This window comes from Nostoc sp. UHCC 0302, assembly GCF_038096175.1.
Classification (GTDB): Bacteria; Cyanobacteriota; Cyanobacteriia; order Cyanobacteriales; family Nostocaceae; genus UHCC-0302.
This window is the reverse complement of sequence record NZ_CP151099.1, coordinates 2040851-2063278: the sequence shown is the minus strand read 5'-3', so window position 1 is coordinate 2063278 and position 22428 is coordinate 2040851. Positions and strand designations below refer to the sequence as shown.

General features: G+C 42.1%; 16 protein-coding genes and 1 pseudogene. 14 read left to right on the top strand and 3 right to left on the bottom strand.

The annotated features are described in order from the left end of the window. Nucleotides 1-96: 96 nt before the first annotated feature. From WKK05_RS08635 to hypE, 4 genes are read left to right on the top strand one after another with little or no spacing between them, the layout of a single operon-like run. Nucleotides 97-2700: a cation-translocating P-type ATPase gene (locus WKK05_RS08635; RefSeq protein ID WP_341529330.1), complete on the top strand. Its 2604-nt coding sequence runs from the start codon at nt 97-99 to the stop codon at nt 2698-2700. 23 nt (nt 2701-2723) lie between these two features. Beyond that, entirely contained in the window at nt 2724-3755 is a 1032-nt protein-coding gene (locus WKK05_RS08630; protein WP_341531050.1) for a dihydroorotate dehydrogenase-like protein, read from the top strand. A gap of 18 nt (nt 3756-3773) precedes the next feature. Continuing rightward, nucleotides 3774-4919: a hydrogenase formation protein HypD gene (gene hypD / locus WKK05_RS08625; protein ID WP_341529329.1), complete on the top strand. Its 1146-nt coding sequence runs from the start codon at nt 3774-3776 to the stop codon at nt 4917-4919. A gap of 9 nt (nt 4920-4928) precedes the next feature. After that, nucleotides 4929-5975, top strand: coding sequence for a hydrogenase expression/formation protein HypE (gene hypE / locus WKK05_RS08620; RefSeq protein ID WP_341529328.1), 1047 nt, complete (start codon nt 4929-4931; stop codon nt 5973-5975). Between the two features lie 206 nt (nt 5976-6181). Here hypE and WKK05_RS08615 read toward each other — a convergent pair whose 3' ends face one another. Continuing rightward, nucleotides 6182-7540, bottom strand: a complete 1359-nt coding sequence (locus tag WKK05_RS08615; protein WP_341529327.1) for a TrpB-like pyridoxal phosphate-dependent enzyme — start codon at nt 7538-7540, stop codon at nt 6182-6184. A gap of 232 nt (nt 7541-7772) precedes the next feature. Here WKK05_RS08615 and WKK05_RS08610 point away from each other — a divergent pair. Both WKK05_RS08610 and WKK05_RS08605 read left to right on the top strand, forming a co-directional pair. Next, nucleotides 7773-7925 (top strand): annotated as a pseudogene (locus WKK05_RS08610) (alkaline phosphatase); the annotation flags it as partial. 486 nt (nt 7926-8411) lie between these two features. Continuing rightward, a complete protein-coding gene (locus tag WKK05_RS08605) occupies nt 8412-9233 on the top strand; it encodes a carbonic anhydrase (protein ID WP_341529326.1) in 822 nt (273 codons plus the stop codon). A 368-nt stretch (nt 9234-9601) separates the two neighbouring features. Here the strand turns inward: WKK05_RS08605 and WKK05_RS08600 are convergent, their stop codons facing one another. After that, the gene (locus WKK05_RS08600) at nt 9602-9772 is read right to left on the bottom strand and encodes a ssl1498 family light-harvesting-like protein (protein ID WP_341529325.1); all 171 of its coding nucleotides are present in this window, start codon (nt 9770-9772) and stop codon (nt 9602-9604) included. A 555-nt stretch (nt 9773-10327) separates the two neighbouring features. On the opposite strand from WKK05_RS08600, the gene WKK05_RS08595 reads away from it, so the two are divergent. Next, nucleotides 10328-10942: a CHAT domain-containing protein gene (locus tag WKK05_RS08595; protein ID WP_341529324.1), complete on the top strand. Its 615-nt coding sequence runs from the start codon at nt 10328-10330 to the stop codon at nt 10940-10942. Nucleotides 10943-11250: 308 nt separating this feature from the next. Here WKK05_RS08595 and WKK05_RS08590 read toward each other — a convergent pair whose 3' ends face one another. Further along, nucleotides 11251-14508, bottom strand: coding sequence for an ATP-binding protein (locus WKK05_RS08590; RefSeq protein WP_341529323.1), 3258 nt, complete (start codon nt 14506-14508; stop codon nt 11251-11253). A 662-nt stretch (nt 14509-15170) separates the two neighbouring features. On the opposite strand from WKK05_RS08590, the gene WKK05_RS08585 reads away from it, so the two are divergent. From WKK05_RS08585 to WKK05_RS08555, 7 genes are all read left to right on the top strand, one after another. Next, complete coding sequence (locus WKK05_RS08585; RefSeq protein WP_341529322.1) at nt 15171-16271, top strand: response regulator; 1101 nt, start codon at nt 15171-15173, stop codon at nt 16269-16271. Between the two features lie 49 nt (nt 16272-16320). After that, nucleotides 16321-17007 (top strand): response regulator transcription factor, encoded by a 687-nt coding sequence (locus WKK05_RS08580; RefSeq protein ID WP_341531049.1) that lies wholly within the window; start codon nt 16321-16323, stop codon nt 17005-17007. A 142-nt stretch (nt 17008-17149) separates the two neighbouring features. Then, nucleotides 17150-17842 carry a response regulator transcription factor gene (locus tag WKK05_RS08575; RefSeq protein WP_341529321.1) on the top strand — a complete coding sequence of 231 codons (693 nt, stop codon included), beginning with the start codon at nt 17150-17152 and terminating at the stop codon, nt 17840-17842. A 241-nt stretch (nt 17843-18083) separates the two neighbouring features. After that, the gene (locus WKK05_RS08570) at nt 18084-18287 is read left to right on the top strand and encodes a hypothetical protein (protein WP_341529320.1); all 204 of its coding nucleotides are present in this window, start codon (nt 18084-18086) and stop codon (nt 18285-18287) included. A gap of 13 nt (nt 18288-18300) precedes the next feature. Next, on the top strand, nt 18301-18477 hold the full coding sequence (locus WKK05_RS08565) for a hypothetical protein (RefSeq protein WP_341529319.1): 177 nt from the start codon (nt 18301-18303) through the stop codon (nt 18475-18477). Between the two features lie 220 nt (nt 18478-18697). Continuing rightward, nucleotides 18698-19279 carry a helix-turn-helix domain-containing protein gene (locus WKK05_RS08560; protein WP_341529318.1) on the top strand — a complete coding sequence of 194 codons (582 nt, stop codon included), beginning with the start codon at nt 18698-18700 and terminating at the stop codon, nt 19277-19279. Nucleotides 19280-19318: 39 nt separating this feature from the next. Then, nucleotides 19319-22402 carry a peptidase domain-containing ABC transporter gene (locus tag WKK05_RS08555; RefSeq protein ID WP_341529317.1) on the top strand — a complete coding sequence of 1028 codons (3084 nt, stop codon included), beginning with the start codon at nt 19319-19321 and terminating at the stop codon, nt 22400-22402. The last annotated feature ends 26 nt before the right edge of the window (nt 22403-22428 follow it).

The following is a 22428-nucleotide window of genomic DNA, read 5'->3' as shown; positions in this document are numbered from 1 at the left end:
TTTGGGCGGGTTCCCCAACTTGTAGCGACTGCCGCGCAAAAGAAAGATAAATAGAGGATTTCACGATATATCTCACCCAAATCGAGGAAACAAAATATGGGTTATCAACTTGACCTCAAAACTATTACTGGAATTTCTGAACAAGAAGCCGCTTATAGGTTGAAGAGAGAAGGTTATAACGAATTGCCCTCCAGTAAGCAACGTAGTATTTTGGCGTTGGCTTCTGAAGTTTTGCAAGAGCCAATTTTTCTGCTACTTGTTGCTTGTGGTACGATTTATGTCTTTTTGGGTGAGGCGCAAGATGCACTAATTCTACTCGGCTTTGTGTTCTTTATTATGGGTATCACTCTCTATCAAGAGCATAAAACAGAGAGTGCTTTAGAAGCACTGCGCGATTTATCCAGCCCGCGTGCTTTGGTAATTCGTGATGGCAAACAAAAACGGATTGCCGGTCGTGAAGTTGTGCGGGGAGATATTCTAGTTTTGGCTGAAGGCGATCGCGTCCCTGCTGATGCCATACTTTTATCATCTACTTACCTCACAGTTGATGAATCTCTACTTACAGGTGAATCGATACCAGTACGCAAGGTTGCGGGTAGTAGAAGAGAAATGGCGCGTCCTGGTGGCGATGACTTGCCTTTTGTTTACTCTGGGACGTTGATTGTTCAAGGTCAAGGTATCGCCGAAGCTCAAACCACTGGTATATATACGGAAATTGGCAAGATTGGTAAAGCTTTGCAAACAGTGAGTCCGGAAGAAACCTTATTACAAAAGGAAACCGGAGAGTTGGTGAAAAAACTCGCTGTTGTAGCGATCGCCATTTGCGCTGTCATTGTCATAGTTTACGGTATCACCAGAGGTAATTGGCTAAATGGGTTTTTAGCTGGTTTAGCATTAGCAATGGCGATTTTGCCTAATGAATTTCCCGTTGTGGTGACAATCTTTTTGGCTTTGGGTGCGTGGCGGATTTCGCAAAAACACGTTTTAGCACGCAAAATGCCTGCTGTGGAAACATTAGGTTCAGCAACGGTACTCTGTGTTGATAAGACGGGTACGCTGACTTTTAATCAGATGTCAGTCAGCCAGTTGTTCGCAGAAAATGAGCTTTACGAACTCAGCTTACACGAACGGGAGGAACTACCAGAAACTTTCCATCAAATCGTCGAATTTAGTATTTTAGCTAGTCAAAAAGACCCCTTTGACCCAATGGAGAAGGCTTTTAAAGACCTTGGTAATAATTATTTAGCACATACTGAACATCTACATGACGACTGGCAATTAATTCGTGAATATCCACTATCGCCACAATTGCTGGCTATGTCCCATGTTTGGCAGTCACCTGATGGTTTAGACTACATCATTGCAGCCAAAGGTGCACCAGAAGCGATCGCAGATTTATGTCATTTCACTTCAGAACAGATGCAGCACCTATCTCAACAAATTAATGAGATGGCTAGCGCTGGCTTGCGAATTTTGGGTGTAGCTAAAGCATACTTCCAGTACACAGACCTCCCAGTAGAGCAACATGATTTCAATTTCCAGTTTATTGGATTGGTAGGTTTAGCCGATCCCGTTCGTCCAACTGTGAAAAGCGCTATCCAGGAATGTTACACCGCTGGCATTCAAGTAGTCATGATTACAGGTGACTATCCCAGTACTGCCCAAAATATTGCTCGTCAAATTGGTCTGATGTCTACAAATGAAGTCATTACTGGATCAGGACTAGATCAGATGGATGATGCTGAATTATCCCGGAGAATCAAGACAGTCAATATTTTTGCCAGAGTTGTACCTGAACAAAAACTACGTTTGGTCAATGCTTTAAAAAATAATGGCGAAATTGTCGCTATGACAGGCGATGGTGTGAATGATGCCCCGGCATTAAAATCAGCCCACATTGGCATAGCAATGGGAGGGCGAGGCACAGATGTAGCCCGTGAAGCCGCAGACTTAGTATTACTTGACGATGATTTTTCATCCATCGTTGCAGCTATTAAACTCGGTCGCCGCATCTTTGACAACCTCACAAAAGCGATGGCTTATACCTTAGCAGTTCATGTCCCCATTGCTGGTATGTCTTTAATTCCGGTGTTGTTTAAATGGCCACTAGTATTATTACCAATTCACATTGCCTTTTTACACTTAATTATTGACCCAGCCTGCTCAGTAGTTTTTGAAGCAGAGCCACCTGAAGCCAATGTGATGCGTCGTCCCCCCCGAAATCCTAAAGAACCGCTATTTAGCAAGCAAACTTTGGGTTTAGCATTGCTGCAAGGTGTAGGAATATTACTAGTTTTACTAATAGTATTTGTTACTGCTCTATATCGAGGTCAGGGAGAACTAGATGCCCGCGCCTTGACTTTTACTACTCTGATCATTGCTAACCTCAGCTTGATTTTGACCAATCGCTCTTGGTCACAAACCATTTGGGAGATGTTGCGCTCTCGTACCCTTACGGGGAAGCAAGCTACGCGCAGTAACTCCCCAGTAAATTTGCAAAATATAGCTTTGTGGTGGGTGTTAGGAGGGGCGTTAGTTTTTCTAGCTTTTGTACTTTACTTGCCTTTTTTACGGCATCTGTTTAGCTTTTCTATCCTACATCCAATTGATTTGGCAATTTGTTTAACCGCAGGAGTTTTCAGTATTTTTTGGTTTGAGTTACTGAAGATTTTGCACAGAAAAAAACAAGCTTCTACATAATCTTAAAAACAGGAGTAAAGATGATGGATTTAACTACAATTTATATGGGAATGAAATTGCGATCGCCTCTTGTTCCCTCTGCATCACCTCTCTCTGAGGACATTGATAACATCCAGCGTATGGAAGATGCTGGTGCAGCAGCAGTAGTTATGCATTCGCTGTTTGAAGAACAGTTGCGCCTAGAATATTATGAACTCCACCATCACCTCACCCAAGGCACTGAAAGTTTTCCTGAAGCCTTAACTTACTTCCCTAACTCAACTAGCTTTCGGGTGGGGCCAGAAACTTATTTAGAGCATATCCACAAAGCCAAGCAAAAGGTGAGCATTCCGATTATTGCTAGTCTCAATGGCTCATCTGTCGGTGGATGGACAAACTATGCCAAACAAATTCAGCAAGCAGGAGCAGATGCACTAGAATTGAATATTTACTACGTTCCTACCGATATGGAACTAACAAGTAGTGAAATTGAGCAGACTTATATTGATATTCTTTGTGCAGTCAAAGCAGTAGTAACTATCCCCGTAGCAGTCAAACTCAGCCCGTATTTCACAAATACAGCAAATATAGCAAAACGTTTGGATGAGGCGGGTGCTGATGCTTTGGTTCTATTTAACCGTTTTTACCAGCCGGATATTAATCTCAATCTTCTGGATGTTGAACCTAATGTATTGTTAAGTACACCCCAGTCCATGCGATTACCTCTGCGATGGATTGCAATTCTCTACGGTCGCATTCATGCTGATTTAGCTGCAACAAGCGGTATTCATCGGGGCGAAGATGCTTTAAAAATGCTCATGGTTGGTTCCAAGATTACGATGCTTTGCTCAGTACTGCTACGACATGGTATTAACCACATTCGAGTCATAGAGCAGGAAATACGTGAATGGATGCAAAAATACGAATACGAATCAGTACAGCAAATGCAGGGAAGTATGAGTCAAAAGCATTGCCCAAATCCCAGTGCTTTTGAACGCGCCCAGTATATGCGATCGCTGGCTAGTTATAAACCTGAATGGAAAGCTGCTCATGACACATCATATTACTTCGGTTAAAAGTTTTAATTTATTACTATGAAATTCGTTGATGAATATCGTGATGCTGCGATCGCGCAACATTATGCACAAGCGATCGCACAAATTACTAACCAACCTTGGGCGATTATGGAAATCTGCGGCGGACAAACTCATTCTATTGTCAAATTTGGCATAGATGAGCTTTTACCTCAAGAAATTACCCTGATTCACGGCCCTGGTTGTCCTGTTTGCGTTACCCCTGTGGAGTTAATTGATCAAGCAATCGCGATCGCTTCACTTCCGGAAGTGATTTTTTGTTCCTTCGGCGATATGCTACGAGTGCCAGGAAGCAGGAGCAGCAAGGAAATAGGACAAACAGAAAACAAAGCTGATCAATCACAAAGAGATTTATTAACAGTTAAGGCGAATGGGGGAGACGTTCGTATTGTTTACTCGCCCTTAGATGTGCTGAAAATTGCTCAAGCCAATCCCAGCAAACAAGTTGTATTCTTTGCAGTCGGCTTTGAAACCACTGCACCTGCTACAGCAATGGCTATTTACCAAGCACATGAACAAAGGATAAAAAATTTCTCCTTACTAGTGTCACACGTCCTAGTACCTCCAGCAATGGAGGCTATTCTGGCTTCACCAGATAATTGTGTGCAAGGATTTTTGGCAGCTGGACACGTCTGTACTGTGATGGGTTACACCGAATACGAACCAATCTCGCAAAAATATCACGTCCCTATAGTAGTTACGGGATTTGAGCCATTAGATATTTTGCAAGGCGTGTACTTATGTGTGAAACAGTTACAAGAGGGGCGATCGCAAGTTGAAAATCAGTACACTCGTTCAGTCCGCCGTGATGGAAATCAAGCCGCTCAACAAATGATCAACGAAGTATTTGCGAGGGGCGATCGCAAATGGCGGGGAATAGGCGAAATACCAGAAAGTGGGCTAAAGCTTCGCCAGAAATATATTGAATTCGACGCACAAAAACGTTTTCCTCTTGCTAATCAGAAAACTGAAGAATCTGCTCAATGTATCAGTGGGTTAATTTTACAAGGAGTCAAAAAACCTCATCAATGCCCTGCCTTTGGTAGCTATTGCACTCCAGAACATCCCCTTGGTGCGCCGATGGTGTCATCAGAAGGATCATGTGCAGCTTACTATCGCTATCGGCAAATCGCAAACATTATATAAATATAAATAATGGAAAATTTCTCACTATCATGTCCCATTCCTATAACCCAGTATCCTAACATCCTGCTAGCACATGGTGGGGGTGGCAAGCTAATGCATCAACTCATTGAAAAGATGTTTTTAGCAACTTTTGATAACCCGCTCCTAAATGTCCGGCACGATGCAGCCAGGTTTACCATTCAGCAACAACAGTTAGCTTTGACAACAGATTCTTACGTTGTCCAACCACTATTTTTTCCAGGTGGTGATATTGGTTCTTTAGCAGTGAATGGCACTGTCAACGATTTAGCAATGTGCGGCGCCCGCCCACTTTATTTGAGTGTTGGTTTCATTATCGAAGAAGGATTGCCAACTCAAACTCTTTGGCAAGTCGTGCAATCTATGCAGCAAGCAGCTAAAACCGCCAAAGTGCAGATTATAACAGGTGACACCAAAGTAGTAAATCGAGGTAAAGGAGACGGCATTTTTATTAACACAGCAGGTATTGGCATTATCGAGCATTCCCAAATCATTGCGCCTCAAAGCGTGCAACTAGGCGATGTTCTACTGCTGAATGGAGATATTGGGCGGCATGGAATTGCGATTATGGCAGTTAGAGAAGGTTTAGAATTTGAGACAGCTATAGAAAGTGACTCAGCCCCACTTGCTGATTTAGTTCTCGCACTGTTGGCATCTGGAATAGAAATTCACTGTATGCGAGATTTAACTCGTGGGGGTTTAGCAAGTGCATTAAATGAAATTGCTGAAGCAGCAAAAGTTGAAATTGCAATTGATGAAAACTCGATTCCCATTCGTGAAGATGTGCAGGGTGCTTGCGAAATTTTAGGTTTTGACCCCCTTTATATCGCCAATGAAGGACGGTTTGTCATGTTTATCCCAAAAGCAGATGTTGAAAAAGCGCTAGAAGTAATGCATTTGCACCCTGCCGGCACATTAACCCAGATTATTGGCAGAGTCACACAAATATCTTCAGGACTGGTGACAATAAAAAGTAAAATCGGTTCTACTCGAATTGTTGATATGCTCAGTGGAGAACAATTACCACGCATTTGCTGAATAGTCTTCTTTTGTCACTTTTTTTAATTTTACATTTTTAATTTTTAATTGGATTGACCAGCCTGATTGTGTATATGGTTTAACCAATTTTCACTGGTGGTCTGACCTGGCGGCTTAACTATGGATAATTTACCGGACATCATATCAGCCCCCGATGGTGTTATCTTGTGCTTCAGCACTGACAGCACAAGATAAATTATAAGTAACTAGTTAACTACAGGTAATCCTGCGAGCGCCATTGCCACTTCGGAAGCACTATATTCAGTATCCACAAGCCGTCCAGCTTGATAATCGATATAAGCTTGCATATCAAAGTGTCCATGACCGCAAAGATTGAACAGGATAGTTTTGCTTCTTCCTTCTTCTTTGCAAAGCTTTGCCTCATCAATCGCTGCTTTGACTGCATGGTTTGCTTCTGGCGCTGGTAAGATTCCTTCTGCTTTTGCAAAAGTTAATCCAGCAGCAAAGCAACCGAGTTGGTGTTCAGCACGTGATTGAACTAATCCCAAATTCACAATATGACTGACTAGGGGAGCCATACCGTGATAACGTAAACCACCGGCATGGATGCCTTCAGGTACAAATCCACTACCTAAAGTGTGCATCTTGGTCAGTGGAGTTAACTGAGCAGTATCACCAAAGTCGTAAGCATATTTGCCACGAGTTAATGATGGGCAAGCAGCTGGTTCGACAGCTATTACTTGTATATCTCGTTCGCCTCGCAGTTTAGCACCGAGAAATGGAAAGGTAATTCCGGCAAAGTTACTACCTCCACCTGTGCAGCCAATTACAATATCAGGATAATCTTCTGCCATCTCTAACTGAGTAAGTGCTTCTTGCCCAATCACAGTTTGATGCAGGAGTACGTGATTGAGAACACTGCCTAAAGCATACTTACTTTCTTCATCAGCAGCAGCGACTTCCACAGCTTCACTAATAGCAATACCCAAACTGCCTGTGCTGTTGGGATGTTCTGCAAGAATTTGGCGTCCTGCTTGAGTTTCAGTACTTGGACTAGCAATTACTTTCGCACCGTAGCTTTCCATTAACGCTCGACGGTAAGGTTTTTGCTGGTAGCTGACTTTTACCATGTAAACTAAGACTTCTAGGTTGAATAGCGCCCCAGCAAATGCTAGAGATGAACCCCACTGTCCTGCTCCGGTTTCAGTAGTTAGTCTTTTGACCCCAGCTTGTTTGTTGTAGTATGCTTGGGCGACTGCCGTATTCGGTTTGTGGCTTCCAGAAGGACTAACACCTTCATACTTGTAGTAAATTTTGGCAGGTGTATCCAAAGCTTTTTCTAAACGACGGGCGCGATAAAGAGGAGTCGGTCGCCATTGGCAATAAATAGAGCGTACTACATCTGGTATTTCAATCCATCTTTGTTGACTAACTTCTTGTTCAATCAGTGCCAATGGGAATAGAGGTAATAAATCATCTGATGTAATTGGCTTACCATTACCAGGATTTAAAACTGGTGGTAAGGCTTGTGGCAAGTCAGCTTGGATGTTGTACCAAGCAGTAGGCATCTGATATTCACTCAGAGTGTATTTAATTATGTCCATCTGATTAGTTGATGCAGGTAAGTAGTATATTTCTGATCTTCCAAGAAAAAGGTAAAAATTTACTTTATTATTAAGGTGAGCATGATATTAAAATTTGGCATAAACGTTCCCCTTTGTGATTGCCGCAGGCATCGCACGTGTGATTAATTGCGTTGGTACTATCGAAAATTTTCGGGAGAGAGTTGATATAGCTATTCATTTAACGTCCTAACATATACTTCAGTTGCTATACAAACAATTTTGTCGAGTGATTTTCCAAGATTTAAATAACCAAGGCATTTACAGCGCTCCTGTAAATGGCACTTTCCAAACTCCTTTTAGATATGGGCGAGATATATTCTTTGTTTGGAGTGGAGACACTGCTGGTCAGGGATGGGGTATTAATCTCAATTCAATTAATTAATGCAACAAATCCTGATGTTGCTGATGTCTTCTATCGCTTTGGGTAAATCCTAAATAGAATCAATCTCTCTAAAGTGATATTAGCTAACTATTTAGTGTATTTGAAGCTGAATATTGCTCTAGTTAGCAGATAATAGCCAATTGTCCTGTTTGAAATTTACACAAAACTAGCGCCAGTTCCAATCGTGACTAGCACTTTTTTTATATTTGTACACATTAGTAATATATTGTAATAGTCTATAGGTTCGCCTTTAGGGTTCTCTTGTCGTAACTTGACCTGCTAACGAACGGAGTTCCCAAGGCGAAAAAATCAACAGGAGTAAATCAGAGAGGATATTTCAAGCACTAAGCTGACCTATGATAGAGTAATCTTTCTCAATTGTAAAATCGTGAAAAGCGATCGCTTTTTACTTCCTCAATCCGCTCTCTAATTTGGCTCCTAACACACGAATATTTGTGGAACTTGGTAATGAAGAAATTAATTAAAGGTCTACGTGAATTTAAATCTAGCTATTTTTCGGCACATCAACAACTGTTTGAGCAACTTTCACACGAGCAAAAGCCCAGGGTATTATTTATTACCTGTTCCGATTCGCGTCTCGATCCAAATCTAATTACACAAGCCCAAGTCGGTGAATTATTTGTCATTCGCAATGCAGGCAACATAATTCCACCATATGGGGCAACTAATGGTGGTGAAGGAGCTACAATTGAATATGCTGTTCAAGCTTTAGATATTCGGCAAATTATTATCTGTGGTCACTCTCATTGCGGCGCAATGAAAGGATTAATGAAGTTACACAGCCTGAGCGATGAAATGCCGCTCGTGCATGATTGGCTTAAATATGCGGAGGCTACCCGAAGACTGGTTCTAGACCACTACAGTCACTATGACGGCGAAGAACTGCTAGAAATTATGATTGCCGAAAATGTTCTTACCCAAATTGAAAATTTGCGAACGTATCCGGTGATTCACTCTAAGCTCTATCAGGGGGAACTGAACATTTATGCTTGGATTTATCATATTGAAACAGGAGAAGTTTTAGCATACGATCCGCAGAAGCACGCCTATGTCTTGCCTCAAACCCAGGTTCCAGAATCAGAGATAAATGAGACGCGCTTGGATAAGTTTCCAAATACTAATGTAGTAGCCCATCCGCCTCAAACCCAGCAAAATGACGTTAATTCTCCAGAAAAACAACCTATTCCTGCATTTGAGTGGTTTCCAATGAAACGCCTCTCTCCAGAGCAGATGGAGCGAATTTATCGAGGATCAAATCAGGGAAATTGAGAGCTGAAGATTAGAAACTGTAAAAGAGCATCATAAAAGAACCTCTTCCTTAAATTCAGACACTCCAGATTGGGAGTTAGTTGATACTGGCGAACGGTCATCCTACGGCAGGCGTCTCCCTTTGGGAGAAGACTACTAAATCTTCTCCTTTGAAACTGTGCAAGGGACGATAAACGTGCGGGTTTTTAACCCCTTGCATTGCCCTTCTCTCGTCAGAGCTCAAGGCGAAGGGCGAGTGCAAAGTACACGCTACGCATTAATACTTAAATAATGTAATTTATACTATCAGTGCAAAAAACCCCAGCTGTGTAAGCTGAGGCGAGGGGGAGATTGACGATGAGATATAGCTATATTGAAGTCGAAAAGTCTTAGCTCACGCTAAAAGCAATCAAAACTAAAGTTGTGACTATTAAAGTAGCGAACACACTTTGTAAAAGGTATTTGCGTTGTTCCCAAATTGCAGGGTACTCAGCATAGTACACCTTGGGTTCAGCTGCATAGTTGTTGAGAATGCCGTCTTCATTAACAGTAGTGTACATAGTTTTTTCTTTTTTGTTTAGTTATGTAAATAAATATAACAAGTTTGTTACAAATTGTCAACAGAGCTTGACTCTTAAGAAACCCATTTAAGAATCCCTATCCAGCAAGGTTTTCAGAAAACTCACAAAAATATGTTTCTTTCATATTGTGCTAGTAGCGAATGCCTCCGGCACTTGCAAATATAGTAGATGTCATTTAGAGCTTGACAGAACAGAAAAAGTATTGGTTTTCTAGTCTGCTAGGAGTAAAGCTGATCTCTGCGTTTTCTGAGAAGTTGGAAAGAGAATCTAAAATCCAGAGCGATTGTGCTCCGCGCAGTGCCGTAAGGCCCTTCTCAGACGTAGCATCATAGGGTAGGGGTACATGATTCGCAAAGCGACACGGCTACGCAAAGGCTTACCGTGCAGCGTCTAGTTCACGAACGATTCTAGAGGAGAAGAGAAGGCAATCGCTGCTGTATTGGGTAATCAGCAAGCAACCGGAATTTAGTTGATGAGCGATCTCAAACAGCCCAGGCATTAGGAAATTTAGGGAATGCTTATTATGGGGCAGACTTGTATGTAAAAGCGATCGCCTTTCACCAAAAACGTTTGAATTTATCGCAAAAAATTCTAGACCAAGCGGGTGAAGCCAAAGCGATCGCTCAAATCTTTCACACAACAGCCCTGATTGGTGAAAACGCAAACAAATCAAGGGTGATTCAACAGATGAGCCGTTCTAAGATAGTTCATTTAGCAACCCACGGATTACTCAGCGACTTTCACGGATTAGGAATACCAGGTGCGATCGCCCTTGCTCCCGATCCCACAGCGAAGGAGCAAACCTCAACAGAAGAGAATGGTATTCTTTTCGCCAGTGAAATTCTTGACCTCAAATTGAACGCTGAATTAGTCGTTCTCAGTGCTTGCAACACCGGGCGAGGCAAGATCACTGGAGATGGAGTTGTTGGCTTATCCCGTGCCTTGGTTGCTGCGAGAGTTCCCAGTGTAATAGTCTCTTTATGGTCAGTACCTGATGATGCAACTGCTTTACTGATGACTGAATTCTATCGCCAAATCCAGCGCCACCCTGATAAGGCAGATGCACTGCGGCAAGCTATGTTGACCACAATGAAAAAATATCCCCACCCATTAGATTGGGCAGGTTTTATGTTGATTGGTGAACCATAAATATAGCAGGGGACAGGGGACAGGGAACAGGGAATAAGTTTGAAAGTCTTTTGGTGTCTGGGTTTTATGTTCAGTTGATGTCCTAAACTACCTAGCGACAGCCATAATGCCTGAGCAGATGATCATCAAAAATAATGTTAGCGGAAGTCTAATTTATACCGTTTATCTAAAATATGATGACAAATTAAATCAGGCTTGTAGTAGCGCTTAAGCGCTACTATGAACGATATGTTACTTTCATTGAAAGAATTCGTATTAGAGCATTTTACGTAATAGCTAATACAAATGATACCCTGCTTTCTGCTACCCTAGCGATGAGTTAATACAATAATTTCTTCAAAAGAGAAGCAGTCTACGAGATTGGTTAACCCCTTAATCAGGTGATCATGCTGCTCAGGAATTTGCTTAATCAGCATGAGGATTTCTTTAGCATTGATTCGGAGCGCCGCCTGATGCAGTTGCTCGATCCAGTCGCTGGGCATTACGCTTAAATCTGCAACTGTTAGCAAATCATGTGTCAAGGATGAAGCATTAGAAAGCCAAGATATTCCTTCCCTATTTTCCACTTCATTAGCATAAATATAGCGAACGCCCAAGTGTTCAGCCATCTTTTCAAAAATCACGGTCGTCCGAAATGGCTTACGCACAAAGTCATCAAAGCCTACGGATAGAGCTGTTAAGCGGTCTTCTTCAAATGCGCTTCCAGTCAAAGCGATAATCACCGGAGCTTGAGCGCCTGCCGCTTTTATATGCTGGGTTGCTTCAAATCCGTTCATAATTGGCATCCGCAGATCCATCCAGATTAAGTTAGGCGACCAGCTTTGCCAAAGGTCGATCGCGACTTGGCCATTTACTGCCTCCCGCACCTCAAAGCCAATGGGGGTCAACAAGTCAACGAGAAGCCGCCGATTTTCTAGTTTGTCCTCAACAATCAAAATGCGATAGCTGGGTTGTCCCTTTTCTAAACCGATAACTTGCCGACTCGGCGCAGGCGTTGGCAAGGTATCCAGAACTACTGCACTAGTTCGGATATCAAACGTAAAAATTGAGCCTTTTCCTACAGTGCTATTTACCTTTATATCTCCGCCCATGAGCCGTACAAATCGCTGGCTGATGGGTAATCCAAGTCCAGTACCTTCCTGAGCTTTCTGTCCCGCCTCCGTTTGGACGAATGGCTCAAATAGGCGATTAAAGTCAGAGTCAGCAATACCGCAACCCGTATCTTCGACGCTGAAGTTCAGGGTGATAGCTTCCTCCGCTGTAATATTTTGGCTAGGAGTTGCTACACGCAACGTCACTGCACCTATCTGCGTAAACTTAATTGCGTTTCCTAACAGATTAACGAGAACTTGGCGCAATTTACTCTCATCGGCACAGATATATTGAGGAACTGTACGCGATCGCTCAAAAATGAGTTGTAATCCTCTTGACCGAGCTTTCAAAGCAAACATCTGTTGCAGTCGATCTAGAAGCCCGTAGAGGTCAAAATTTGTTTCATTAAGGATGACTCTACCAGCTTCAATTTTGGACATTTCCAACACATCGTTAATTAAAGTTAGTAAGTCTTCACCACTGCGATTGATCGTGTCCAGATATTCCTGCTGCTGCGAGTTGAGCGAGCGATTCCGCAGCATCAATTGAGTAAAGCCAAGGATAATGTTAAGAGGAGTCCGTAGTTCATGGCTCATGTTGGAGAGAAACTGGCTTTTGGCTAGATTGGCAGCATCTGCGGTTTCTTTAGCTTTCTTAAGCGCGGCTTCGGTTTTTTTGAGCTTGGTGATATCACGAGCAACCCAAAGTACTGCATTTTCAGATAATGGGGAGACACTAGCTAAAAACCAGGTTTCTCGATTCTTCACCGACAAATGGTATTCAACGAAAACATTCTTGCGACTTCCATCAGGATTTCTGGGCTGCTCTCTCAGCTCCAACGCTTGCTGAATAGCATCAAATATTAGATTGGCTATTTCTTTAGGTAAAACTTCATGAACTGTTTTGCCAATGCGATCCATATCAGGTTTGTAAGCAAAGGATTGTGTCAGCACATACTTCGTTTGCACATACTTTAGGTAACGACCCTCCGCATCAAAAACCACTACCATGTCGGTCATGGCAGCGAACATTAACCGGAGTTCTGCCTCAGATGTTTTCAGTGCTGCCTCTACTTTTTGACGGTCTCGAATTTCCCGCTGAAGTTGGGCATTTTTCTCGCCGAGTTCTATCGTGCGTTGCTTGACTCGCCTTTCTAATTCTTCGTTGGTTTGCTCTAGGGCTAAAAAGGATTCACGTAACTGTTGCGCCATTTGGTTAAAAGACTGTGCCAAAGAGTTTAGCTCGGTTGTACTTTTGACAGAAACTCTTTGGTCTAAATTTCCTGCTGCGATCGCTTTTGCTGCACTCCCCAGTCGGTGAATCGGCTGTGTAATCCAGCGAGCTGTTAAAATGCTCAGTACAGTTGCGAGTACAAACGCACCCAGACAAAGCACAATTGTTGTGCGAGTATTCGCATTGATTTGATCCATGAAATCCCGTTCGGGAACGACCACGATGATCAGCCAGTCCAACCCTTGCTCATTCTTCATTGGCACAACTTGTAAAAATTGCCGTTGACCCTCAATGTCAAAATCAAGTTGTTGTTTTTCAGTGATCTGGGTTAAATTTCCAAAGCGTTGCTGCAAATATTCAGCGGTGCGTCGCGTCAAGATATCATTGCTTGTGATCGCCTTGACTCGAACAGGATTCTGTGATGTGAATGGGGCTGCTGGATTTGTAATCACGTAGGGTTGTTGAGTGGCGGAACTGCCAACCAGCAATCCTGTGCGGCGTTCGATGATGAAGGTTTCGCCCGATCGCCCGATTTTCAGAGTCCGCAGATATTGACTGATTCCAGTGAGTGAAAAATCTACGGCAGCAACCCCTAACAGATTACCGCGATGATCATAAATCGGTAAGCTGGCATTCAGCACATATTTGGGCGTAGCAAACAGTTTATAAATTCCACCCCAGTTCGCTGTCTTAGACTGAACTGCCGATTGATACCAAGGACGAGTCCGCGGATCGTAATTAGGCTTGGATCTTAAAAGGTTAGTGTAATGCCCCGGCTGATCTGCGGCATAAATCCGAATCTCATGCCCAGTGGACTCCCCTGAAAGTTTCACCTGAAACCGACCATCATCCGCTCTTTCAACCGCAACGTGTTCTCCATATTGCGACCCAACGTAAACTGCTGTTACTTTATCAAACGTCTTTAATTGATACCAAAGGTGTTGTTCTAATGCTGATAAATTTTTTACATTAAGTTCACCCAGTTCGATGGCATTAGCATTTAATTGATTGATTTTATAAGGCGTTTCAACATATGTTTGAAGATACTGTTGGATGCGAGCCATAATTTCACTTCGGAGCTGGATTGCAACTTCATTGACTGCGCGTTGCCCATTCTGTATTGATAGCCACCCAGTTAGCCCTACAGCTAGAGAAATTTGCAGTATAAATGGCACTACAAGTATGTGGTGCAACTGCACACTTTTAGCAAGCTTTGAAACTTGAAGGGTGAGAGGACGCATTGTCCGAACTCCTTAAATTAAACAGCAACGCTAGGGTAAAAATATTTACTCAGAAGCTTATGAAGTTTGATAAATTTTATTAGCATAATATAGAAGATGAATCATTTAAGATGATACTACCTACGAGGGCAAGATTGAAAAATAATACACACCCAATTGTAGGAGAGTTTAAATTTCGCAATAATCGAAGGTCAAAAAATGGTAAATATGGTGAGAATCTTGAACATATTCATTTATCTATCAGATGTAGATAATTTACGCGCTTATGTTGAGTTTTGAACGGCAATTCTAGAACAAAGGTAACTCTGGCAACATACTACTTCCTTTTAAATATTTTATGTCAAGCTAACAAGCGGTCAATAATAAGTTTTTAACTTTATTTGTCAAATGTAAAAAAATTATTTAAAGTGGGTAAAAGTAAAATGTATTACGTAGTCAGCTTGATTTAAATTACTTTTAATAACACTATTTTAAGTAGGCAGACGGATATAAAGCTAACCATATAAATAAATGTAAATTTATTAGCAGTTTTGAAGTAACAAAATATCATCAATAGATTTGTTACACAGATTTATTTTTGTATAACTTATAATCCACAATCTTCTATAGAATGCGTTATCAGTAGGTTGATAATTGCCGATTCTCTTAACCCTTTGAGAAGTATGGAATTAAGCCAATCAGCCAAGGGAGATATTCTGATCGTTGATGATACCCTGGATAATCTTCGCCTCCTATCAGCAATGCTTGCGGAGCAAGGATACGAAGTTCGGAGTGTCACCAATGGTTCTATGGCGTTGATCGGCATACAGGCTCAACCTCCAGATTTGATTCTGCTCGATATTAATATGCCTGGAATGAACGGCTATGAAGTATGCCAGCGCCTAAAGTCTAGTCCCCAAACACAGGAGATTCCCGTCATTTTTATTAGTGCTTTGAATGAAGTCTTTGATAAGGTAAAAGCTTTCTCGGTTGGGGGCGTTGATTTTATTCACAAACCTTTTCAGATTGAGGAAGTTCTCGCCCGAATGGAGCATCAACTCAAACTTCGCCGCTTACAACTACAACTCCATGAGAAAAATCGTCGCTTGCAGGACACAGAAGCAGAACTGAGGCGATCGCTTGACCAGCAGAAGGCGCTGAATCAACGCATTGAGGAAATGGTAGCGCTAGAAGAACGCAATCGGATAGCGCGTGACATCCATGACTCGCTGGGACATTCTCTCGTAGCGCTAAATGTGCAAATGGAAACAGTGCTAACGCTTTGGGAAGTTGATCCAAATCGAGCGCGATCGTTTTTATTAGAAGCGAAAAAATTGGGTTCCGAAGCTCTGCGGGAGGTGCGTGAATCAGTTTCTGCAATTCGCTCAGATCCACTCCACGGACAATTACTCGAAGGTGCGATCGCCTACCTTGCTGAGGAATTCTATCACCTTACCGATGTCTTACCAGAGTGCCAGATTGATTTATCACAACCGCTCTCTGATTCAGTAAATCATGTCGTATATCGCATTGTCCAGGAAGGGCTGACCAATATTTATAAACACGCCAAAGCCACAGCTGTTCAGATCAAAATTCAAACAACGGCTTCTGGGCTATCGTTGATACTCCAAGATAACGGCAAAGGCTTTGAGTCAGATCAAGCCGTGGCGGGATACGGACTCCAAGGGATGCGAGAACGAACAGCTACAGTAAACGCACAGCTAGAAATTATCAGTAAACCGGGTGCTGGTTGTCGGATTGTTGCTAACTTTCTTAGGGACTAGGTAGGGGAAGAAAACTATTGCCCAATGCCCAATGCCCAATCCAAGACATATAATTCGAGTGCTGCTTGTAGAAGACCAAGAAATTGTCCGGCGGGGTCTAAAGACGTTGCTGGAAACGAAGCCCGATCTTCAGGTGATTGGTGAAGCAAATAATGGTCTTAGCGCGATTAAGCAACTCGAAACTTTACGAGAAATCGCCCAATTACCTGATGTAGTGCTAATGGATATCCGAATGCCTGTAATGAATGGTGTAAAAGCAACACAGTTGATTTGTCAGCAATTTCCAGACATTAAGGTTTTAGTTCTGACTACGTTTAACGATACTGAGTATGTTGCAGAAGCACTGCGCTTTGGAGCGAAGGGATATTTATTAAAGGATACCCCCGCCGATGAACTCGCTCAGGCGATTCGATCAATTTACCAAGGCTATACCCAATTCGGGCCTGGAATTGTAGAGAAATTGATTGCTGAAACGCCAACAACGCAGCCAAACTCAGCAGAACCATTAGCGCCAGGGTTAACGGAATTGACGAACAGAGAGCGAGAGGTTTTACGATTGATTGCAAAAGGCGCAAACAACCGAGAAATTGCCCAAGCGCTTCACCTGTCTGAAGGGACAGTTAGAAATCACATCACGCATATCTTAACTCGGCTAAATGTGCGCGATCGCACTCAAGCTGCGATCGTCGCGAATTCCTGTCGCGCTTGGTTAGAAAATGCTGGGTCTGAATCATGAAAATTTCATCTGAGAAGATGACAAATGTCATGCTCAAGTCGTGACATTTATTCGATGTCAGCAATCTTGAATTTTGATAAATTAAGGCGGATTTTGTATTACTCATAAGACATCTGGTGAAACCCTTGTGGAGATAGTTACGATGAAACATGATAAATCCTCTCCAATTCGCTTGTTAATCGTTGACGACCAGAGCCTCATTCGTCAGGGGCTTAAAGCAATGCTAGAACAGGAACCTGATTTGGAGGTCGTCGGTGATGCTGAGAATGGTAAAGTTGCTCTAGAGCTTGTTGCAGCACTCCAGCCCGATGTGGTGCTAATGGATATTCGGATGCCGGAAATGGATGGACGAACTGCAACAAAACTGATTGTGCAAAACTTTCCCAATATTAAAGTTCTCGTCTTGAGTACATTTGATGATGATTCTTATCTAACAGGGGCAATGCGTGCAGGCGCAAAAGGATATTTGCTCAAAGATATGCCCTCAAGTGAGCTAGCAGATGCAATTCGCTTTGGGCATTATGGCTATACTCAATTTGGGCCGGGGTTATTTGATAAACTATTGGTGACGGAAACAGCTTCGGCTTCAACTAGCCAAAACTCCGCCTCATCAAAGTCATCGGAAATTACCGCACGAGAACAAGAAGTTTTATCTTTGATAGGCGTTGGCGCAACGAACCGCGAAATTGCCGAAAAACTTTATATTACAGAAGGAACGGTAAAAACTCATGTGACGAGTATTCTCAACCGCCTCAATCTCAAAAATCGCTCGCAACTTGCCATTTATGCAAATTCTGTTCTTAATCAAGAAAACAAACCATCTGATAATTCGTGAGGCAGTCCAGTCTTATTCCAAAGGGAGAGGCTAGTGCCTTCTCTCGCAGACGCTATGCGTTAGCGGAGCTTTCGCTTTAGCGATACGCGCAGCGTCTCGCAGAGAGCCTCACCCGAAGGGTAATTCGTAATCACGCTTGAGTACTCGCTAACGTAATTTGTAATTCAAAAAATTAGATTTAATTTCAATACCTTAGCCAAAAGAAGAGGGTGAAGAGATAGGGCGCTTCGTAGTAGAGTTATTGTCTCTCACAACGACAACTCAAAAACTACAAGCCACCCATGCCAGACATCTTATCACTCTTACCCCAGATTTCTCACAAGTAAGAAATTCAGGTCAGCAGCCGAGCGATGACGTAGCACAAGCTTGTCCACAAGATGATGTGGCAGCGTCACAGCAACAAGCCAAAATCTTCCAAATCTGCGAAACCCCTGTTTGCAAATGAAGCGGAGAAACTTATGGGCAATGTAGAACTGATTAAGGAGTGCGTTGCCGCTCAATCCTGGGACTTAATCGCCTCGCTTACAGAAGAATGGACTCAGGAATTTAAATCTGCCGTCTGGGAACAGTTGATACTAGATGAACGCTCTGCTGTCAAGCAACTCAAGCCACAGTGTATAAAATTATCTTTTTAGAAAGTTAACTTTTTTTTAACCTTACTTACGGAGGAATAAGTAAGCATATTAACTCTCTCTATCAGGAGATGAGTTAAGGGAAGTATCAAATTATATTGATATTTGACCAAATTTACTAAATTTTCTTGGTTTAATTGAATATGCAACTGCTCTAGAAATGGTAGCTTTTTTACTTTACATAACATTATAAATTGTATAAAAAGCATAGGTTGTAAAAGTAATGTCAAAGCATTTTAGTAAGCCTAAAGAATTTGAAAAGTATGATTTTACTTGTAGTAAGTATTTAACATCGTTTCAGCGTAAGGTGCTATTGAAGCATTTACAAGATGATTTGCAACCAGAATACCGTCGGAGGTTGGAAATCATGTTACTAGCAGATATGGGTAAATCTCAAACTCAAATTTGTCAAATATTAGGTTGTTCCCAAGAAATGGCACGGTATTGGATTGCTGTAGCACAAGCTGGTATAGCGCACACATGGAATGAACGGCCTATAGGCAGACCCAAGACTGTTAATGCTGAATATATTCAACGTTTGCAACAATTGGTGAGTCACAATCCTCATGAGTACGGCTATCCATTTCGATGCTGGACGGCTCAGTGGTTAAGTAAACATTTAGCCAAAGAATTTGGTATTGAAATAAGCGTTCGCCACATGTACCGCCTACTCAAACAACTAGGATTGTCTACAAAACAAAAACACTCCTCTGGTAAACAATCAACTAAGGATAAAGATACAGCCATTACTATTTGCGATTTGCAATCTAACTCTGAGGCTAGTTTTGATTGGTATTTGATTTAAACCTAATAAAATAACTAACTCTTGGGTGGAGGAGAAGCAATGGTATCGGTATTTTCAAAGCAACAGGTCGGTGAATTTATTACCCAGACCTTGGGGGAGAGGCTTTCATCAGAAGAACTGCAAACTTGCTTGGCAGTGACAGAAATAGTCGAGCCACCAATTGCCAAGCAGTTTTGGCAAGCAGCAGAAGCAGAAAGAGGCATCCATATTATCCTAGAAGGTAAAGTCAGACTTTTGGATAACTCTGACAACTTAATTGCCACTTTATCAGCAGGGGCATCATTCGGGGAAGTGACGCTGTTTCCAGAAGATGACTTCGGATATTACACTGCTAGAGCTTCTACAAACTTAAAGCTTTGCTTTCTCAAGCAAGAAGTATTACAAGCTTTAATCAATAAATATCCAGCAATTAGCGATCGCCTACATCATCAAGCAGAAGTTTTTGACATATTGCTGTTGTGTTTCCAAAACTCTCAATTACCTCCTAATACTAGTACCCAACCCATACTCAAAGCCTTATCACTATTTGAGCGGCACTATCTAGAAGTTGGCTCTGTCCCCACAACACTATGCAAAGAATCTAAGCTGTGGTTGCTGCATCGAGGTGAATTATTACATTCAGACGGTCACAAACTGACTCCAGGCAACATCTATCCTGCGAGAAAACGAGGTAGTTGGCAAGCGACACAACCAACAATTGTCTACTGTCTGCGGACTTCTAATTGGCAAGCAGCAAGGCAATTATGGCCTCTATTGACAGAATTTCTTGGTTCAGACTCAGACTCAAAAGTGATTGCTCATGAAGGCTTTCAGACTCAACATAAAAAGTCTTCTCAAAGAAAATTTGTTAACGAAAGAAAAACTATTCCATTTCGCCCGCGAACCTCGCCAACAAAACAAAAGCAGGAATTACGCCGAGCTTATTTTCCTAGTCCCAAGGTAAAAGTCGGGCAACTATGGGGACAATTTAGCAAGCGTTATCCATACTTTGCTCAACAAAGCGCTTCTGACTGTGGCGCAGCTTGCCTAGTAATGATTGGTCGCTATTGGGGTAAGCACTTCAGCGTTAATCGCTTGCGGGATACCGCTAATGTTGGTCGCAGTGGCGCATCACTGAGAGGTTTAACAGCAGCAGCAGAAAGCATCGGTTTTACTACCCGACCAGTTAAAGCCAGTCTTGATAAGTTAGCACAACAACCTCTACCTGCGATCGCACATTGGGAAGGCAGACATTACATAGTTGTGTACGAAATTACACCTAAAAGAGTAATTGTAGGCGACCCAGCGATCGGTCAACATAGCCTCACTCATACTGAATTTAAAGCTGGTTGGACAGGTAATGCCTTATTATTGCAACCTACAGCTTTACTTGAAGAAACTCCAGAAGAAAGAACGCCATTGTGGCAGTTTCTAGAGTTAGTTAAACCTCATTGGAAAGTATTGTTAGAAGTCTTTATCGCTAGTGTATTTATTCAAGTTTTTGGGTTAATAACACCGCTATTTACTCAGCTACTTTTAGACCGAGTAATTGTTCAAGGTAGCATTTTAACTTTAAATGCTGTAGGATTAGGATTGGTGATATTTGGTTTATTCCGCGTAGCCATGACTGGACTGCGGCAATATCTATTAGATCACACTGCTAACCGCGTAGGAGTGGCGCTGACAGTAGGTTTTATTAAACATACCTATCGCCTACCTTTATCCTTTTTTGAGTCGCGTTATGTTGGCGATATTGTTTCTCGTGTCCAAGAAAATCAAAAAATTCAACGTTTCCTTACTGGTGAAGCACTGTCAATTATTCTAGATTTGTTGACAGTATTTATCTATGTGGGATTGATGTTTTGGTACAGTTGGCAAATGGCTTTTTTAGCACTTTTGATTGTACCACCATTTGTTCTACTAGCGTTGTTTGCTACACCTTTCTTTCGCCGCATTAACCAAGATATTTTTAATGCTTTAGCCAACGAAAGTAGTTATTTGATTCAATCTTTGAATGGGATTCGCTCAATTCGCTCAATGGCAGTAGAACAGACAGTACGTTGGCATTGGGAAGAGTTACTAAACAATTTCATTAAAAAAATGTTTAGCGCTCAGGTAATTGGCAACCAATTTCAAATTTTTAGTTCTACAATCCAATCGTTAATAACTACTGGTTTACTATGGTATGGAGCATGGTTAGTGATTCAAAATCAACTCACTATAGGACAACTAGTCGCTTTCAATATGTTGTTAGGCAACATTATTCAACCTTTTCAACGACTAACTGCACTGTGGAATCAGGTACAAGAAGTTATTGTTTCCACAGAACGCATTAATGATGTTTTAGAGGCAGAACCGGAAGAAGATTTACAACATCAACCACGTCAGTTTTTATCTAAGTTACGAGGTAATATTCGCTTTGAAAACGTCACTTTTCGCTATCACCCAGAAAGTGAAATTAATGTTCTGGAAAACTTGAGCTTTGAAATTAAGCCTGAACAAGCAGTAGCAGTTGTAGGGCGGAGTGGTTCAGGAAAAACTACACTTTCCAAGCTAATCTTAGGCTTATATCCAGCAACAGAAGGCAACATATTAATTGATGGTCATGATGTTAGTAGTATTGCCTTGCGATCGCTCCGGGAGCAAATAGGAGTAGTTGATCAAGATACTTTTTTGTTTGGTGGTACGATTCGGGAGAATATTAGTATTGCTCACCCAGAAGCCAGTCTTGAAGAAATTATCGAGGCGGCACGTTTAGCTGGGGCAGATGAATTTATTCAGCAATTACCTTTAGGTTACGAAACTCAAATTGGTGAAGGCGGCGGGATGCTTTCTGGGGGACAACGCCAACGCCTAGCAATTGCCCGTGCTTTGTTGGGTAATCCCCGGTTATTGATTTTTGATGAAGCCACCAGCCATCTAGATTCTGAATCGGAACGCATCATTCAGAAAAACTTGAAAACTATTCTGAAAGGACGTACCAGTTTGATCATTGCCCATCGTCTGTCTACTGTCCGCAACGCTGATTTAATTTTAGTTTTGGATCGCGGCGTTTTAGTTGAGAGTGGTACTCATGACGAACTAATTGCTAAAAAAGGGCATTATTACTACCTCAACCAACAACAATTAACACAAGTAAGTTGATTGTTGAGCTGATTTAGTAACTATTA

Coding starts and splice junctions, on each gene's coding strand:
- WKK05_RS08615 (WP_341529327.1), bottom strand. CDS start 7,540: ATGGACATAATTAAATACACTCTGAGTGAATATCAGATGCCTACTGCT.
- WKK05_RS08575 (WP_341529321.1), top strand. CDS start 17,150: ATGAAACATGATAAATCCTCTCCAATTCGCTTGTTAATCGTTGACGAC.
- WKK05_RS08605 (WP_341529326.1), top strand. CDS start 8,412: ATGAAGAAATTAATTAAAGGTCTACGTGAATTTAAATCTAGCTATTTT.
- WKK05_RS08590 (WP_341529323.1), bottom strand. CDS start 14,508: ATGCGTCCTCTCACCCTTCAAGTTTCAAAGCTTGCTAAAAGTGTGCAG.
- WKK05_RS08600 (WP_341529325.1), bottom strand. CDS start 9,772: ATGTACACTACTGTTAATGAAGACGGCATTCTCAACAACTATGCAGCT.
- WKK05_RS08630 (WP_341531050.1), top strand. CDS start 2,724: ATGGATTTAACTACAATTTATATGGGAATGAAATTGCGATCGCCTCTT.
- WKK05_RS08565 (WP_341529319.1), top strand. CDS start 18,301: ATGGGCAATGTAGAACTGATTAAGGAGTGCGTTGCCGCTCAATCCTGG.
- WKK05_RS08555 (WP_341529317.1), top strand. CDS start 19,319: ATGGTATCGGTATTTTCAAAGCAACAGGTCGGTGAATTTATTACCCAG.
- WKK05_RS08585 (WP_341529322.1), top strand. CDS start 15,171: ATGGAATTAAGCCAATCAGCCAAGGGAGATATTCTGATCGTTGATGAT.
- WKK05_RS08560 (WP_341529318.1), top strand. CDS start 18,698: ATGTCAAAGCATTTTAGTAAGCCTAAAGAATTTGAAAAGTATGATTTT.
- WKK05_RS08635 (WP_341529330.1), top strand. CDS start 97: ATGGGTTATCAACTTGACCTCAAAACTATTACTGGAATTTCTGAACAA.
- hypE (WP_341529328.1), top strand. CDS start 4,929: ATGGAAAATTTCTCACTATCATGTCCCATTCCTATAACCCAGTATCCT.
- hypD (WP_341529329.1), top strand. CDS start 3,774: ATGAAATTCGTTGATGAATATCGTGATGCTGCGATCGCGCAACATTAT.